We start from the raw sequence: 13,636 nt of genomic DNA, 5'->3' as shown, positions 1-13,636 counted from the left end.
CACCTGTTGCGCAGTGGCAGCCTTGGCAGCGTCTGGCAGGCCGGTACTGGCCGCGCCATTGAAATCGACGGCGTCCCGGCCATTCGCCACATTGTGGCCGGGCTTTAATTTCATTCCCCGACCGGGGGCATCGGCAGCGGTATGAATCGGCCCGCAGCAGCGGCACCTTGTTGATCTTGCCTATCCCGCTGGCGGCCAGTTCGGGCCCGCTCACGCAAACAGATCCATGCCCTGCACCAGGCGCTTCGCCAGCCGCGGCTGCCGAAACTGGTCCAGCCACCATTCCAGCGCGCGGCCCTCATGGTCGCCTCGCCACGCCACATACAGCGTATTGGGCTCGCGCGGATCGGCCGTGCGCTTTTCCACCAGTTCCCCTCGCTTGAGCAGCGAAGCCACGCGGTGCCGCGGTAGCCAGCCGACGCCCAGCCCCTCGCGCTGCGCCAGGATCTTGGCGMGCATGCTCGGCACGGCCAGCGAGGCTTGTCYGCCCACCAGGCCGTAGGCCCGCCCTGCGGTACCGCGCGATGAATCGGCTACGGCCACGCCCCGGTGCGCCGAGATGCGCTGGCGCGTGAGCGGCTCGGCTACGCTGGCAAGCGGGTGGCGCGGCGCCACGGCAAAGACCCATTCGACCACGCCGAGTTCGAACCAGCGCAGGCCGGGAATGGCCGGCGGCTCGTTGGTTGCGCCGACGATCACATCGGCGCGGCCGTCACGCAGCGCTTCCCAGGTGCCGCTGAGGACTTCATGGGTCAGGCGCAGCGCCACGCCGGATTTGAGCGCGTCGAAGCTGCGGATCACCGGCATCAGCAATTCGAACTCGAGCACTTCATCCGTGACGATCCACAGACGATCCTCCCAGCCGCTCGCCACCTGCCGCACGCGCTGGGTCATGCGCGATACGTCTTGCATCAGCCGTGCGGCCTCTTCGGCCAGCAGGTGGCCGGCAGGGGTGAGTTGCAGGCGGTAGCGGCGGCGGTCGAACAGCAGCGCGTCAAAGCGGCCTTCGAGCTGCCGCGCGGCATGGGAGACAGTCGATGGCGCCTTGCCCAGGCGCGCCGCCGCGCGCGAGAGGCTGCCACTATCCCGGATGGCTTCCAGCAAGGCCAGTTCGTCTTCTGACAACATGTTCAACTCCGTCGAACGAGTTCATCGGGAAAATCGTACGGCAAAACCCATGTGCCGGCGCAATATTCGTCACAGTGCTTCACCCGATTCCCGAAACCCCTTTGTTTGCAAGCGCCGTCGGCCAGGAGAGTGCGTCCAGCCATGGCACAGTCACCGGAGAAAAGTMATGACCCTCATGCATCGCATCGCAAGGCTCGCCGGCGCCGCATTGCTGGTGTTCGGCGCGCTCGCTGCGCCGCGCGCCGAAGCCGCTGCCGCCGCCGCCGTCGTCTCTCATACGATCAAGGCGAACGGCGTCGCCTTGCACTACCTGCAAACCGGGCGCGGCAGCGCCACGCCGGTCGTGCTACTGCACGGCTACGCGGAATCCAGCCATATGTGGTTGCCGCTGATGGCCAGGCTTGGCGACAAGCGTACCGTGATCGCGCCGGACCTGCGCGGCGCGGGCGACTCGGCCATGACTGAGTCGGGCTACGAGAAAAAGAACATGGCGCAGGACATTCACGCCATGGTCCAGGCTCTTGGCTATCGCAAGATCAACATCGTCGGCCACGATATCGGCCTGATGGTCGCCTACGCCTACGCGGCGCAGTACCCGGACGAAGTGGAGAGCATTACGCTGATGGATGCGTTCCTGCCCGGCGTGGGCGACTGGCAAAAGGTCTGGCTGCTGCGCGACAAGTGGCACTTCAACTTCTACGGAKACACGCCGGAAAAGCTGGTGAAGGGCCGCGAGCGTACCTACTTTGAACACTTCTGGAACGATTTCGCCGCCGACCCGAAGCACTCGGTGTCAGAGGCAAATCGCCGGATCTATGCTGCCAACTACGCCAGGCCGGGCCGGATGCGCGCGGGATTCGAGTTCTTCCGTGCGTTCCCGCAGGATGCCGAAGACTTCGCGGCGCTGGCAAAGCACCCGCTGCCGATGCCCATGCTGGTGCTCGCGGGCGAGAAGGCATCGGGCAGTTTCCTGATCGACCAGGCGCGCCTCGTCGCCACCCATGTGCAAGGCGTGATCGTCAAGGGCTCGGGGCACTGGCTGATGGAAGAAGCGCCAGGGCAGACCATTTCGGCTATCGTGCAGTTCATCGACGCGCCGTCGCAACCCGTTAGCGCCGACTGAAAACGCCTACCTCACCGCATCAAAAGGAGTATCGACATGGGACTGCTCGTCAACGGCAAATGGCAAGACCGCTGGTACGACACGGCATCCACCGGTGGCCGCTTCGTTCGCAAGGACGCTGCCTTTCGCAACTGGGTGACGCCCGATGGCGCCGCCGGCCGGAGCGGCGCCGGTGGCTTCAAGGCCGAGGCCGGGCGCTATCACCTGTACGTGAGCCTGGCCTGCCCGTGGGCGCACCGCACGCTGATCATGCGCACGCTCAAGGGGCTGGAAGAGATGATCAGCGTCTCCACGGTGCACTGGCTGATGCTCGGCGAGGGATGGACGTTCGCCGAGGGCGCAGGCGTGGTGCCGGACACGGTCAACGGTGCGCGGCTCCTGCACCAGGTCTACACTGGCGCCGATCCCGACTACACCGGGCGCGTCACCGTGCCCGTGCTGTGGGACAAGCAACGGGGAACCATCGTCAACAACGAGTCGTCGGAGATCATCCGCATGTTCAACACCGCCTTCGATGGCATTGGCGCCAAGGCGGGCGACTACTATCCGGCTGCGCTGCGCACGGAAATCGACGAGGTCAACGCACGGGTGTACGACACGCTCAACAACGGCGTCTACAAATCCGGCTTTGCCACCACGCAAGGCGCGTATGAAGAGGCGGTGACGCCGTTGTTCGATACGCTCGACTGGCTCGAGGCGCGGCTCGCCACGCGCCGCTTCCTGCTAGGCGACCAGCTCACCGAGGCCGACATCCGTCTGTTCACGACGCTGGTACGCTTTGACGCGGTTTATGTGGGGCACTTCAAGTGCAACCTGCGGCGCATCGCGGATTATCCGAACCTGTCTGGCTTCACGCGCGACATCTACCAGCTGCCGGGGATCGCGGCGACGGTCAATTTCGACCATATCAAGCGGCACTATTATGAAAGCCACCGCTCCATCAATCCGAGCGGCGTGGTGCCGGCGGGGCCGGTGCTGGACTTTGCCGCGCCGCCGGGGCGCGCGCGGCTGGCGGCGTAAGGCCATCGTCCGTTTTGTCCGTTTTGTCCGCTTTTTTGTTCGTTAGCCGAGACCACGCTCATGATGTTTCATCGCCAGTTCCTGCTTGCCTTGCTCACATCGGCGGCCGTTGCCACCACGCCCGTCGCGCTGGCTGCCGCCGACGACGGGCCCGCATATGGCCCCGAGCTGGAAGGCTTCGACTATCCGGCGCCGGTGCAGCAGTTCGCGTTCACCTCGCAAGGCGCGGCGATGCAGATGGCTTACATGGACATCAAGCCGGAGCGCGCCAACGGCCGCATCGCGGTCTTGCTGCATGGAAAGAACTTCTGCGCGGCGACCTGGGGGGACACCATCAAGGTGCTCAGCACGGCCGGGTATCGCGTCATTGCGCCGGACCAGATCGGTTTCTGCAAATCCAGCAAGCCGGCGCACTATCAGTACAGTTTCCAGCAACTGGCGCGCAACACCCACGCCTTGCTGGAATCCATCGGGATCCGGCAGGCGACGGTGATCGGGCATTCCACGGGCGGCATGCTGGCGATGCGCTATGCGCTGATGTACCCGCAACAGACGGAGCAACTGGCGCTTGTCAACCCGATCGGCCTGGAAGACTGGAAGGCGTTGGGCGTGCCTTCCCTGTCGGTGGATCAATGGTATGCCCGCGAGCTCACCACCAACGCCAACAAGATCCGCAGCTACGAACAGGCTACCTACTATGTCGGCACGTGGCGCCCCGAGTACGAACCTTGGGTGCAGATGCTGGCCGGCATGAACCGCGGCCCGGGCAAGCAGCAGGTGGCCTGGAACTCCGCGCTGATCTACGACATGATCTTCACGCAGCCGGTCGTATACGAGCTGGGCGCGCTGAAGACGCCAACCTTGCTGCTGATCGGCGACAAGGACACGACGGCCATCGCCAAGGACGCGGCACCGCCGGAGGTGCGCGCGAAGGTCGGCAACTATCCGGTGCTCGCGCAGCGCACCTTGAAGGCGCTGCCGAACGCCAGGCTGGTGGAGTTTCCCGAGTTGGGCCACGCGCCGCAGATGCAGGATCYCATCGCGTTCCACAAGGCGCTGCTGGATGGTCTGGCGGCGCTGCCGGCAAGCCGCTGATATCCGCGAGCGCAGCGCCAACCAAGGCGACGATTGCGGCACGCTCGCTGGAAGTGAATCACCGCCTGCGCGCCTTGCCGCCAAAGCGCTGCCAGGGTGCGCCGTGGTGCTACCATGCGCGCAGCTTGCTAGCCTGGGCATCAGGCCCGGGCGGCAGAGTTCGACTTTTGCAGGGGAATCTGGATGGATCCGACAGTAGTGATCAGCACCTTCGAGCGCATCGCCAACGACGACACGGTGGAGCTATCGGTGGACGATGCCGTGGCCGGCCTGGCCGCGCTGCTTGCCAGCGAGACGTTTTCCGACGCAGCGCGTGCGCTGCTGGAGACGGTGGGCGCCACGCTCTATCGCGTAGGCCTGGACGGCTACGAAGGCTGAAGGGGAAGTKGGCGGCGCGCGTGCGCCGCTCCAGGCATCTCAGTAGACAGGCGCCTCGCCCTCGGGGCGGTGCTTGAAGCGGCGATGCACCCAGTAGTATTGCTCCGGCATGGCGCGGACCTGCTGCTCCAGGAACGCGTTCATGCGCAGCGCATCGACCTTCTCGTCGCCGGAGGGGTAGCCCGCCAGCGCATCGAATATCTTCAGCTTGTAGCCGCGGTAGCCAGGCAGGACAGAGGTCGTGAAGGGCACGACACGCGCGCCGCTGAGCGCGGCGAGGCGCGACACCGAGGTGAGCGTGCAAGCGGGGACGTTGAAAAACGGCACGAATACCGAATCGCGCAAGCCAAAATCCATGTCCGCCGCGAGCATCAGCGGCGTGCCCGACTTGAGCGCGCGCAAGGCCTGGCGCACGCTGCCATTGCGCGGGATCATCTCCGTGCCGAACCTGCCGCGCTGCTGCTTGGCGAGTTGTTCCAGCAATGGGTTCGACATCTTCGAGTAGAGCGAGGCCACCGGATGCTTGATCGAGTAGAACATGCAGCCGGCCTCGATCGCCACGAAATGGAATCCCAGGAAGATGGTCGGGCCGGCCTCGGTGTTGCCTAGCTCAATGGCGGACYCCAGCTCGACCAGGTCATTCAGCTTGCCGGCACAGCCATACCATTGCACGCCGCGTTCCAGGTAGCTTCGAATCACGTGGCTGAAATGCGCCTGCCCCAGGGTGTGTCGATGCGCTTCGCTCTGGTCGGGAAAGCAAAGCCGCAGGTTGGTCTGCACGACACTGCGGCGCCGGCTTGGAATGCGATAGAGCAGGGCGCCCAGGCTCATGCCGATACGGGCGCACACGCTATAGGGCAAGGCGGCGAGCAAACGCAGCAGGCTGACGGTGAAAAATAGTCCGATACGCTGGATCATCCTGTTCCTGAAGGGTTGCCGCGTGGCGTGACGCGCGCCGCCGCGGCCGGGTGGCGCGGGCGTGCGGCGCTGTCTCGCGTGAAAGGCGCGGCAGTGGTGGTGGTGATTGCCAGCTACTGGGCTTGCGGGGCTTGTTGCGCCCGTCTTGGTGGTGTGGTGCTATGGCGCCGCGTCGATGCGGGCGCGTGCCTGGATCATTGAAGGTTCGGGACCGGCGCCTGCGCTTGCTGCGGCGCTAGCTGCMAGCCCTGCGCATCGACGTTCTTGCCGTCGCGGTAGATCCAGCCGGTGCCACAGGCCTGGCACACAAAGGTACTGACTGTCATCGCAGGGCGGCGTGGCACCTTGATGCGCTGCGTGTCGGTGATCCTGAGCAACGCATGGCCTGGCGAGCCACCACGGTTGGTGTCGATGGCGAGGCAGGCTGGGCAAGGCGACATGCGGAATCCGACGGCGGAAGGTGGGTGACTGTAGCACGTTCATGCTGCAATAAACCGCCGCCGCGAGCTTGTGCCTGTTCACGCACGCGGGCGCGCGGCAGGCGCGGAAAAGACCTTACCCGCAACCAATGAGGCACTTAATGAGGCGCTTTTCTCTTCTGTAAGTTGACATGCCTATCCCATCCCTGTATAAACGTTGGTGCAGGATCTTTCAAGCGGTTACTCAGATGTTATGGATCGTCCCCTCCAAGCGGCGATTCGTTTGCTCCATGTTCCTTCCTTGATCGTCATGCCTGGTGAGCATCAGGCTCATCCAGAACTTTTAAGGTTTAAAGGATATCCAGCATGGAAACCGGTACCGTCAAGTGGTTCAACGACTCCAAGGGCTTCGGCTTCATCACCCCTGACGCAGGCGGCAACGACCTGTTCGCGCATTTCTCGGAAATTCAAGGCGGCGGTTTCAAGTCGCTGCAAGAAGGCCAGAAAGTGCGTTACGTCGCAGGCGTTGGCCAAAAGGKCCCCGCAGCGACCAAGATCGAGCCGATCTAATCGAGCCGATTCGAATCGCCTAGAAAGAAGCCCCGCTCAGCGGGGCTTTTTTTTTACCGACCGGGAATCATCGAGGTGCGCAAGCGCATAAAACATCATGCCTATGGTCGAATCCATCCTTCTGGCCGCCGTCCGGGTCTCGTCCTTCGAGGGTCAGCAGCCGCTGACCAACGCGAGCGGATTCTTCTTCGAGCGCGATGGCCGGCTCTTCGTGGTGACCAGCCGCCATGTGGTGTTTGACGAGCCAAGCAAGCACCACCCGGACCGTATCGAGATCGAACTGCACAGCCAGCCGGAAAACATGGCCGACTCGATCGGCTTTTCGATTCCGCTGTACCGTGACGGGCTTGCCGTCTGGCGCGAGGGCGAGGATGGTGGCGGCCCGGTCGATGTCGCGGTGGTGGAGATCGAGCGCAAGGCGTTGCCGTCCAAGCTGCTCTACCGGGCCTTCACGCCGGAGCATCTGGCGCAGCCTTCCGATCGCGTCGAGGTGGGCGACTCCCTGTTGATCGTCGGATTTCCCCTGGGTTTTCATGACGCGCTCCATCATCTGCCGGTTGCGCGCCAGGCCGTGGTCGCGTCCGCGTACGGATTGCGTTTCCAGGGCCAGGGTTTTTTCCTGACCGATGCCAGGACTCACCGCGGCACCAGCGGCGCGCTCGTGGTCTCGCGCATGCGCGACGGCCGGGGCGACAAGCTGGACCTGCCGTGGATGCTGCTCGGCATCCACTCGGCTCGCTTCGACGTCGGCTCGCGCGACCTGGCGGAGGACGAAGTGCTTGGGCTGAACTCTGCCTGGTATGCGGACATGCTGCTGACCCTGACCGAGCCGGTGGCGGCAAAGCCCGCGCGGACCGCGCCTGGCGCTGCCGCTACCCCCGCCGCCGCTGCGCCCCCCGTTGCCGCCGCCGCCGCTGCTGGCAATGCGCAAGCCACGCCGTCGGCTGCCCCGGCGGCTGCTTGCGCGCCAGCCGCGCCTGCTCGGCCAAAATAAAGGTCATGGAGCGGCTCCCAATAGGAGTAGAGTGGGGTTCAGTGGAACTGTGGAGTGCATCATGGACGTCAATCCGATTGCCAGCTACAAAGGGTTCGACTTATACCCTCTCGTGTACAAGCACGCCGTGGTGCGCACCTGGCCGGAACGCAGGCCGGACCGGACCTTCGATGCCGCTGTCGTGATCTGCCGCGAAGGTGGCGAGCCCGAGGGAACGCAGGCCCGTACGTTCCGCCTCGACACCGTGCCGTGGGACAACGTCGGCGCTGCGCGCCGTGGTGTCGTTCGTTACGCCGAGGACATCATCAACGGCGCGATTCCCGGGCAATCCGTCGTCTCGCTCTGACGCCCGGAGCGATATGCGGCAATGTCCGTCGTTGCACGAGGATGACGCAGGCGCGCCTGCCATGTCCTCGCCTGTCCGTGGCTTGGCCGAGCTGCCAGCCACCGCTGCATCGTCGCCAGTTGACGAGATCCCCGGAGTGTCCTGCTTGTCCSTCGGAACGACGGCGCGCCGATCGTTCGTCGGTGCATCGTCATGCTAGATCTCGTTGCCTTCGTGAAGCCCGTCCTTGACGAGATCACCGGGCAAGACGTCAGGATCTGGTCGGCAGGGCAACGCGCGGTGACGGCAAACTGGCAGATCCCTGATGCCAGGAGCTTTACCTGGTCAGCCAGGGCGCTTGAAATCGAGATGGCGCAGGACGTCGCGGAGCAACTGAGCAACGCGGACCAGGACGCCTTATATCAACTACAACGCAGCCTTGACCGGTATCTGCGCGCACGCCTTGGCGTCCATTGCAAGCAGGACAAGCCAGGGAACGCGATCGTGATTGTCGTCGATCGCCTGTTGGCTCCCTAGCTTGCCCGCGTGCTGGCGCATTGGGCCTCGGCATTGGCCATTGCGAGCGAACCGGCACAAGGCCAGTTGCGGCATCCAGCCGCCTGGAGCACTACATGAACAATACGCCTTCCGCCTGCTACAAAGGTTTCGACCTCTATCCGCTGGTGTACAAGATCCAGCCCGCTCAATCCTGGCCGAGGACCAAACCGGATCGCAGCTTCAACGCGTCCGTGGTGATCTGCCGCGAAGGCCATCGGCCCGGCAGTGAGCGCACGCGCGTGTTCCGTCTGGAAAGCACCCCTTGGGAGAATATCGGCACGGCGCGCAGGGGTGCCGTGAAGTTCGGTGAAGATATTATCAACGGGCTGATCCCCKGGGAGTCTGTCGCTACGCTGTAACGCGGCGCCGGCAGAATCTGGCCGAGCCGCGCGGCGTCGCCCGTGCCTGCCCTTATGCCGGCGTTGCCAGCTGGTATCGTAGGGCTGGCCCGGCTGCCGCCAGGCAATGGGAAAATGGGAAGCAAGAGGAAACGGGACCGCGCCGTGCAATGCCCGCTCTGCCGGTCCACCTGTCAAAACCTGCCGTGCGCAGTTGCGCCGGCCCGCGAGCGCATACGTCATGAACAAGGTTGCCACACCATCCAACTTCCTTTGCACGCTGCCGGGGCAAGGCAAGGGCATCGCCTACCATGTAGCCGTCAGCTTTCTCGACTCCAGTCATCCGACGGGTGTGCGCTTCACCAGTTTCGTCGGTGAGGGCAGGCGTTCATTTGGGGTTCAGGCCAACGAGGCGGCCTTGCGGGGCGAAATGGTCGACAGCTTCGAGGCATTGTGCCGGCTGGCGATCGGGCAAGCGATTCGTGACAATCTCTATGACAAGGCCGGCGAAGGAGACTACGTGCTGGACCTGGGGGCGCAGCCTTTCGAGGGCGAGTTGCGCCCGGTTGGTTCGCGCGTTGGTGTCAGCATGCCGCGCATGCGGTTTCCCGGCTGAGCCAGCGCGTCTCCTGGCGCTGGCACGGGCGCGCAGAGCGCCCGGAAGATCGTGCTGGTCCGGACTGCCCAGCTAGACGCCGAATGCCGGGCTGCCGAAACGGTCCAGCAGCGATTCAATCAATGCCATGTCTTCGGTCTGCGGCGTCCTGTCTTCCGTGGCGCGCGACGGGCCGCAATAGGTTGCGGACACATGCCTGCGCACGGTTAGCACTTCATCCGCGGGGCGCTCCACCGTGACTTCCGGTCCCGGCACGTGGCGATAGCTTCCGCCTACCCAGCCACCTGGCGTCAGGTGCATCTCTTCCCATTCTTCGCTGATCGACATGTTTCTTCCTTTCGTTAGAGGGTGGGAGGGGCCGCGGGCCAACAGCTTGACGGCGCGGCAGCGTTTCCGGCCAACCAGTATCAGTACTTGTGGCGGTAGTTGATCCGGCCCTTGGTCAGGTCGTAGGGCGACATTTCCAGCGTGACGCGATCGCCGGCCAGGATACGAATGCGGTTCTTCTTCAGGCGGCCGGACGAATAGGCCCACACCTGGAAACCATTTTCCAGGATGACGCGAAAACGGTTGTCCGGCAGTACTTCCGATACTTGTCCACCAAATTCCACTAGTTCTTCTTTAGCCAAGGATGATCCTTTTGCAGCAAGACCTGCTGCACTGTAGGTTGAGACGCATGCGGGTTGCTTTTCGTGCGGCCGGCTTTATTGCAGGCGCATATCGGCAGCGACGCTCTCGGCCGCGCGTCGGGCGGCCTGTTTAGCCTGGGCTTCGGTGCCATGCGTGGCATGGCGCATCGAGACGTTGGCGACGATGCATTCGGAGCCGTTCTTGTATTCGGCGATCAGATAGGTCGCAAACCACACGCCTGGCTCTTGTTGTATCGGGTAGACCGACACGGTGAACGGATTGGCGCGGGTGGTGCGGGTGGTGCTATTGGTGCGATTGATGCTTTGATTCAAGGTGTTGCCCTTAAGCGGGCGGACGATCTGAGGCAACGTTGAGCGCACCTCGTGGTGCGCCGCGTGCTCTCTTCTGGCGATCGGTCGCCGTGTTTGCGTTGTCCAGCAACGTCAGGTCTCGCGCATTAGCGCGAGAAAGGCAGCTGGTGATGAGTGGACCGTGCTTGCGCAGGCTGATGCGCCAGGTACATGCGCACAGGTTACGGAGCGGACATGCCGCCGGGTCGGGATGGTGATGGGCGGTTGTCGCCCTGAACGAATCGGGTGTACGCCCGACAGGCTGCCATTAATATTTTGATGGTGTCTGGCAGCCGGCACGTTTGGGCCGACGAGAAGAGGGTCGGCGAACGGCCAAGACTGGCGATGATACCATTTTCCGTCAATCGGCGCTCGCCCGCGGATTTGCGCGTACGATAGGCATGGGCCTTGCGCATGGTGCCGCTCGTGGCGCTGGTGTGGTCCGGCGCTACCTGTCGTATCCCGGGGAAGCCGGTGCCAGAAGCCGGGCAGGCAGTAACTGAACGAGGTGATCGATGCCTGAGAGTTTTTTCTATCTGGGCCACTACGTCAATCTGGAGTTGACGCAGCRCACCTTCGGCCAATGGAACTGGGTCTACACGCTGGATACGCACGGCCGTTTTGAAAACCAGGGCGATGCGTTCAGCTCGCGCGAGCTTGCCATGGCGGATGCCCTGGAGAACGCCAAGGCCCGGATCGAGCGCCTGGGGCACTAGTTAAGTGGCACCAGGGCACCAGGCGCCTGGCCGCCTTACTTCCCCTCGTCGGGAATGTTGTATTGCGCCTGCAGCGTGGCCGTGAACGGCCGGATCTTCTCGATGCAGGCCGCGCTGTCGCCGCCTTCCATGGTGGACAGGTTCCAGTTGCAGCCGCCCGCGTCCGGCGCATGCCAGCAAACGTCGCCGAAGCAGGCGCCGCTGCATTCCGCGAATTTCTGCTGCTCGGCGCGAATCATGGCGCGCAGTTCCGCCTTGTTCTTGATCTGTCGGTCCATTGTCGTCTCCTGTCGTTTCGTGGGGAAGTCTTGCTGGGCGTAGCTGCGGCCAGGCCGGTCAGGGCGGCCGCGCGATGGACTGCAATTCCGGGCGAATCGAGGGGGCGGGACTACTTGCGCTTGACGAAGGTCGACATGTCGTCGATGACGGTCCTGGCATAGGACACGGCCAGGTCGATGGCATCGTGCGGCGTGTGCGCGACATGCTCGAGCAGAGGTGGTACCAGCCTGAGCGAGCCGCTGTCGCCGCTGACCTGCGTGATGGTCACGGTGGCGAGAAAGCTCGCCCGTGCGAGTTCGGCATTGGCGCTTTCGTCGAACGAGCGACGTACATTGGCCGAAACCTTGAACCCCTTGTAGATCGCATGATTTTGAGACATGTTGATCTCCTTTCTTCAACGAGCATACGCTGTTTGCCTGGTGGCGTCCGATTTACTTGGCCGGGCGAGGGCACGCGGGTATCGGCCGGCGGCCGAAGGCGATCCTCCTGCTTGCGTCATGCGCAGGCGCCTCGCGCGCGATATTTCCCTGAACGCTGTAGTAAGCGGGTATGCTGGATCTGCCGCCTGGCACGCAATGCAGCAACCCACTCGTGGAGACACACCATGGCCAAAGGTCAACTACGCGGCAATCGCGAAACCAAGAAGCCCAAGCAACCCAAGAAGCCGGTCGCACCTGCAGCACCGTTCGGTGCCGTCCAGTCGCGCGTTGGCAATGATGGCGCAGCAGGCAAGAAGAAGTAATCAAGGCAAGGCGCGAATAAAGCGCGAACAAAGCGCTAATGCGCAACTGAGACGGAACGTCAGGCTGGACCGTGCCATCTTGCGTTGCAGCAAGACGCCCGGGGTGCCGCCGCTGCCGGCGTGCTTCCGTTCAGCACCTGACGCTCACCCGAGGCGGTGGCGGTGACAAGCTGCCGCCGGGGCGTTCGAGACACCGGGAGTGCAAGATGAGGCGTGACATGTCCTTCGCGGACCGCGTGCTGACGGCACTGCGCGCTGACAGCCAGGCGATGATGACGGATCTCCAGCTCGCCAAGGCGCTGGGCAATGCCGATGCATCCAAGCTCAGCCACCATTTATTGCTGCTTCAGGATTCGGGCCTGGTCGCCAAGACCGCTACCTCCGGGTGGCGCCTGACCTGGGCCGGCCACGACCGCGCGGAAGCGCGCAGCGTGGCCTAGCCTAGCAAACAAACCACACGCCTTAAAGAACAAAGCCCGTGGCCATGCCGGCACGGGCTTTGTCACGCTATTTCTTGTCGGCGGGCTGCACGGCTTGCGGGTCGAACTGGCCGGGCTGGGAGGGTTGGCGTTTCTCGCCGGGTTGCTGGAAGTGCGTCTTCCAGGGTGTGGTCGGCACTCTTTGCTGACCAGGCTGCCTGGGACTGTAATGCATTCAATACCCCCATCGATGTCCTTCCGTGCCGGACCGGCACTCTCCCAGTGTAGGCGGATGCCGGTCCTTTCCCTAAGAGGCCATTTCCAAAAGATGCTGGCGTCGTCGCGCGGCCTTGGCCGATCCACTTGTACTGTCTGCGGCGGCGTCGCCATGCCGGCGTCATTCCTCCTGGAATGCTTCCTCGCGCTTGGCCTTGATCGACGGCAGGGCAACGATGCAGACCAGCAGCCCGGCCGCGATCAGCAGGCCGAGCGACAACGGACGGGTCAGGAACACGGTGAACGTCCCCCGCGACAGCAAGAGYGCGCGACGGAAGTTCTCTTCCATCATCGGCCCCAGCACGAAGCCCAGCAGCAGCGGCGCCGGCTCGCACTTGAGCTTGATGAACAGGTAGCCGATCACACCGAAGCCAGCCGCGGTGAAGACGTCGAAGGTCTGGTTGTTGACCGAGAACACGCCGATGCAGCAGAACACCAGGATGGCCGGGTACAGGTAGCGGTAGGGCACCTGCAGCAGCTTGACCCAGATCCCGATCAGCGGCAGGTTGAGGATGATCAGCATCAGGTTGCCGATCCACATCGAGGCGATCAGGCCCCAGAACAGCGCGGGGTTGCTGGTCATGACCTGCGGGCCCGGCTGGATGTTGTGGATGGTCATCGCGCCCACCATCAGCGCCATCACGGCGTTGGGCGGAATGCCCAGCGTCAGCAGCGGGATGAAGGAGGTCTGCGCCGCGGCGTTGTTGGCCGATTCCGGACCTGCCACGCCTTCGATGGCGCC

The 13,636-nt window shown here is 63.8% G+C and carries 22 protein-coding genes; 13 read left to right on the top strand and 9 right to left on the bottom strand.

Annotated features, from left to right (window positions below; genetic code table 11):
• Nucleotides 1–210 precede the first annotated feature (210 nt).
• A complete protein-coding gene (locus AC1DS3_RS25300; RefSeq protein WP_477128190.1) occupies nucleotides 211–1,128 on the bottom strand; it encodes a LysR family transcriptional regulator in 918 nt (305 codons plus the stop codon).
• A gap of 166 nt (nucleotides 1,129–1,294) precedes the next feature.
• On the opposite strand from AC1DS3_RS25300, the gene AC1DS3_RS25295 reads away from it, so the two are divergent.
• The 4 genes from AC1DS3_RS25295 (at nucleotide 1,295) to AC1DS3_RS25280 (ending at nucleotide 4,744) form a co-directional block, all read left to right on the top strand.
• The gene (locus tag AC1DS3_RS25295) at nucleotides 1,295–2,251 is read left to right on the top strand and encodes an alpha/beta fold hydrolase (protein WP_477128189.1); all 957 of its coding nucleotides are present in this window, start codon (nucleotides 1,295–1,297) and stop codon (nucleotides 2,249–2,251) included.
• Between the two features lie 36 nt (nucleotides 2,252–2,287).
• Nucleotides 2,288–3,271 (top strand): glutathione S-transferase family protein, encoded by a 984-nt coding sequence (locus AC1DS3_RS25290; RefSeq protein ID WP_441639626.1) that lies wholly within the window; start codon nucleotides 2,288–2,290, stop codon nucleotides 3,269–3,271.
• A gap of 60 nt (nucleotides 3,272–3,331) precedes the next feature.
• Nucleotides 3,332–4,366, top strand: coding sequence for an alpha/beta fold hydrolase (locus tag AC1DS3_RS25285; protein WP_477128188.1), 1,035 nt, complete (start codon nucleotides 3,332–3,334; stop codon nucleotides 4,364–4,366).
• Between the two features lie 183 nt (nucleotides 4,367–4,549).
• A complete protein-coding gene (locus AC1DS3_RS25280; RefSeq protein ID WP_441639628.1) occupies nucleotides 4,550–4,744 on the top strand; it encodes a hypothetical protein in 195 nt (64 codons plus the stop codon).
• 39 nt (nucleotides 4,745–4,783) lie between these two features.
• On the opposite strand, the gene AC1DS3_RS25275 is transcribed toward AC1DS3_RS25280, so the two are convergent.
• Together AC1DS3_RS25275 and AC1DS3_RS25270 are read right to left on the bottom strand one after the other, a co-directional pair.
• The gene (locus AC1DS3_RS25275) at nucleotides 4,784–5,662 is read right to left on the bottom strand and encodes a lipid A biosynthesis lauroyl acyltransferase (RefSeq protein ID WP_477128187.1); all 879 of its coding nucleotides are present in this window, start codon (nucleotides 5,660–5,662) and stop codon (nucleotides 4,784–4,786) included.
• A gap of 194 nt (nucleotides 5,663–5,856) precedes the next feature.
• Nucleotides 5,857–6,102 carry a hypothetical protein gene (locus AC1DS3_RS25270; protein WP_477128186.1) on the bottom strand — a complete coding sequence of 82 codons (246 nt, stop codon included), beginning with the start codon at nucleotides 6,100–6,102 and terminating at the stop codon, nucleotides 5,857–5,859.
• A gap of 345 nt (nucleotides 6,103–6,447) precedes the next feature.
• On the opposite strand from AC1DS3_RS25270, the gene AC1DS3_RS25265 reads away from it, so the two are divergent.
• From AC1DS3_RS25265 to AC1DS3_RS25240, 6 genes are all read left to right on the top strand, one after another.
• Nucleotides 6,448–6,651, top strand: coding sequence for a cold-shock protein (locus AC1DS3_RS25265; RefSeq protein ID WP_477128185.1), 204 nt, complete (start codon nucleotides 6,448–6,450; stop codon nucleotides 6,649–6,651).
• Between the two features lie 97 nt (nucleotides 6,652–6,748).
• Entirely contained in the window at nucleotides 6,749–7,645 is an 897-nt protein-coding gene (locus AC1DS3_RS25260; RefSeq protein WP_441639631.1) for a S1 family peptidase, read from the top strand.
• Between the two features lie 61 nt (nucleotides 7,646–7,706).
• The gene (locus AC1DS3_RS25255) at nucleotides 7,707–7,991 is read left to right on the top strand and encodes a hypothetical protein (RefSeq protein WP_043344135.1); all 285 of its coding nucleotides are present in this window, start codon (nucleotides 7,707–7,709) and stop codon (nucleotides 7,989–7,991) included.
• A gap of 192 nt (nucleotides 7,992–8,183) precedes the next feature.
• On the top strand, nucleotides 8,184–8,507 hold the full coding sequence (locus AC1DS3_RS25250) for a hypothetical protein (protein ID WP_441639632.1): 324 nt from the start codon (nucleotides 8,184–8,186) through the stop codon (nucleotides 8,505–8,507).
• Nucleotides 8,508–8,602: 95 nt separating this feature from the next.
• Nucleotides 8,603–8,887, top strand: coding sequence for a hypothetical protein (locus tag AC1DS3_RS25245; protein ID WP_477128184.1), 285 nt, complete (start codon nucleotides 8,603–8,605; stop codon nucleotides 8,885–8,887).
• A 220-nt stretch (nucleotides 8,888–9,107) separates the two neighbouring features.
• A complete protein-coding gene (locus tag AC1DS3_RS25240) occupies nucleotides 9,108–9,482 on the top strand; it encodes a hypothetical protein (protein WP_441639633.1) in 375 nt (124 codons plus the stop codon).
• 72 nt (nucleotides 9,483–9,554) lie between these two features.
• Here AC1DS3_RS25240 and AC1DS3_RS25235 read toward each other — a convergent pair whose 3' ends face one another.
• The 3 genes from AC1DS3_RS25235 to AC1DS3_RS25225 all read right to left on the bottom strand — a co-directional run bounded on the left by AC1DS3_RS25235 (nucleotide 9,555) and on the right by AC1DS3_RS25225 (nucleotide 10,480).
• Nucleotides 9,555–9,809 carry a translation initiation factor 1 gene (locus tag AC1DS3_RS25235; RefSeq protein WP_441639634.1) on the bottom strand — a complete coding sequence of 85 codons (255 nt, stop codon included), beginning with the start codon at nucleotides 9,807–9,809 and terminating at the stop codon, nucleotides 9,555–9,557.
• Nucleotides 9,810–9,889: 80 nt separating this feature from the next.
• A complete protein-coding gene (gene infA, locus AC1DS3_RS25230) occupies nucleotides 9,890–10,111 on the bottom strand; it encodes a translation initiation factor IF-1 (protein WP_006157957.1) in 222 nt (73 codons plus the stop codon).
• Between the two features lie 75 nt (nucleotides 10,112–10,186).
• The gene (locus AC1DS3_RS25225) at nucleotides 10,187–10,480 is read right to left on the bottom strand and encodes an isochorismatase (protein WP_441639635.1); all 294 of its coding nucleotides are present in this window, start codon (nucleotides 10,478–10,480) and stop codon (nucleotides 10,187–10,189) included.
• Nucleotides 10,481–10,977: 497 nt separating this feature from the next.
• On the opposite strand from AC1DS3_RS25225, the gene AC1DS3_RS25220 reads away from it, so the two are divergent.
• Entirely contained in the window at nucleotides 10,978–11,178 is a 201-nt protein-coding gene (locus tag AC1DS3_RS25220; protein WP_477128183.1) for a hypothetical protein, read from the top strand.
• A gap of 35 nt (nucleotides 11,179–11,213) precedes the next feature.
• On the opposite strand, the gene AC1DS3_RS25215 is transcribed toward AC1DS3_RS25220, so the two are convergent.
• Nucleotides 11,214–11,456, bottom strand: coding sequence for a hypothetical protein (locus AC1DS3_RS25215; RefSeq protein WP_043344153.1), 243 nt, complete (start codon nucleotides 11,454–11,456; stop codon nucleotides 11,214–11,216).
• A gap of 110 nt (nucleotides 11,457–11,566) precedes the next feature.
• Nucleotides 11,567–11,836 (bottom strand): hypothetical protein, encoded by a 270-nt coding sequence (locus AC1DS3_RS25210; protein ID WP_006157961.1) that lies wholly within the window; start codon nucleotides 11,834–11,836, stop codon nucleotides 11,567–11,569.
• Between the two features lie 225 nt (nucleotides 11,837–12,061).
• Here AC1DS3_RS25210 and AC1DS3_RS25205 point away from each other — a divergent pair, with 225 nt between their 5' ends.
• Both AC1DS3_RS25205 and AC1DS3_RS25200 read left to right on the top strand, forming a co-directional pair.
• A complete protein-coding gene (locus tag AC1DS3_RS25205) occupies nucleotides 12,062–12,199 on the top strand; it encodes a hypothetical protein (protein ID WP_006157962.1) in 138 nt (45 codons plus the stop codon).
• A gap of 218 nt (nucleotides 12,200–12,417) precedes the next feature.
• The gene (locus AC1DS3_RS25200) at nucleotides 12,418–12,639 is read left to right on the top strand and encodes a hypothetical protein (RefSeq protein WP_043344159.1); all 222 of its coding nucleotides are present in this window, start codon (nucleotides 12,418–12,420) and stop codon (nucleotides 12,637–12,639) included.
• Nucleotides 12,640–13,015: 376 nt separating this feature from the next.
• On the opposite strand, the gene AC1DS3_RS25195 is transcribed toward AC1DS3_RS25200, so the two are convergent.
• Nucleotides 13,016–13,636, bottom strand: a 621-nt coding sequence (locus tag AC1DS3_RS25195) for a tripartite tricarboxylate transporter permease (RefSeq protein ID WP_441639637.1), incomplete at its 5' end; no start/stop codon positions are given.

Source organism: Cupriavidus sp. 01L46 (assembly GCF_056399905.1).
The sequence above is the reverse complement of the archived record's forward strand: the minus strand, read 5'-3'. Positions and strand labels throughout refer to the sequence as shown.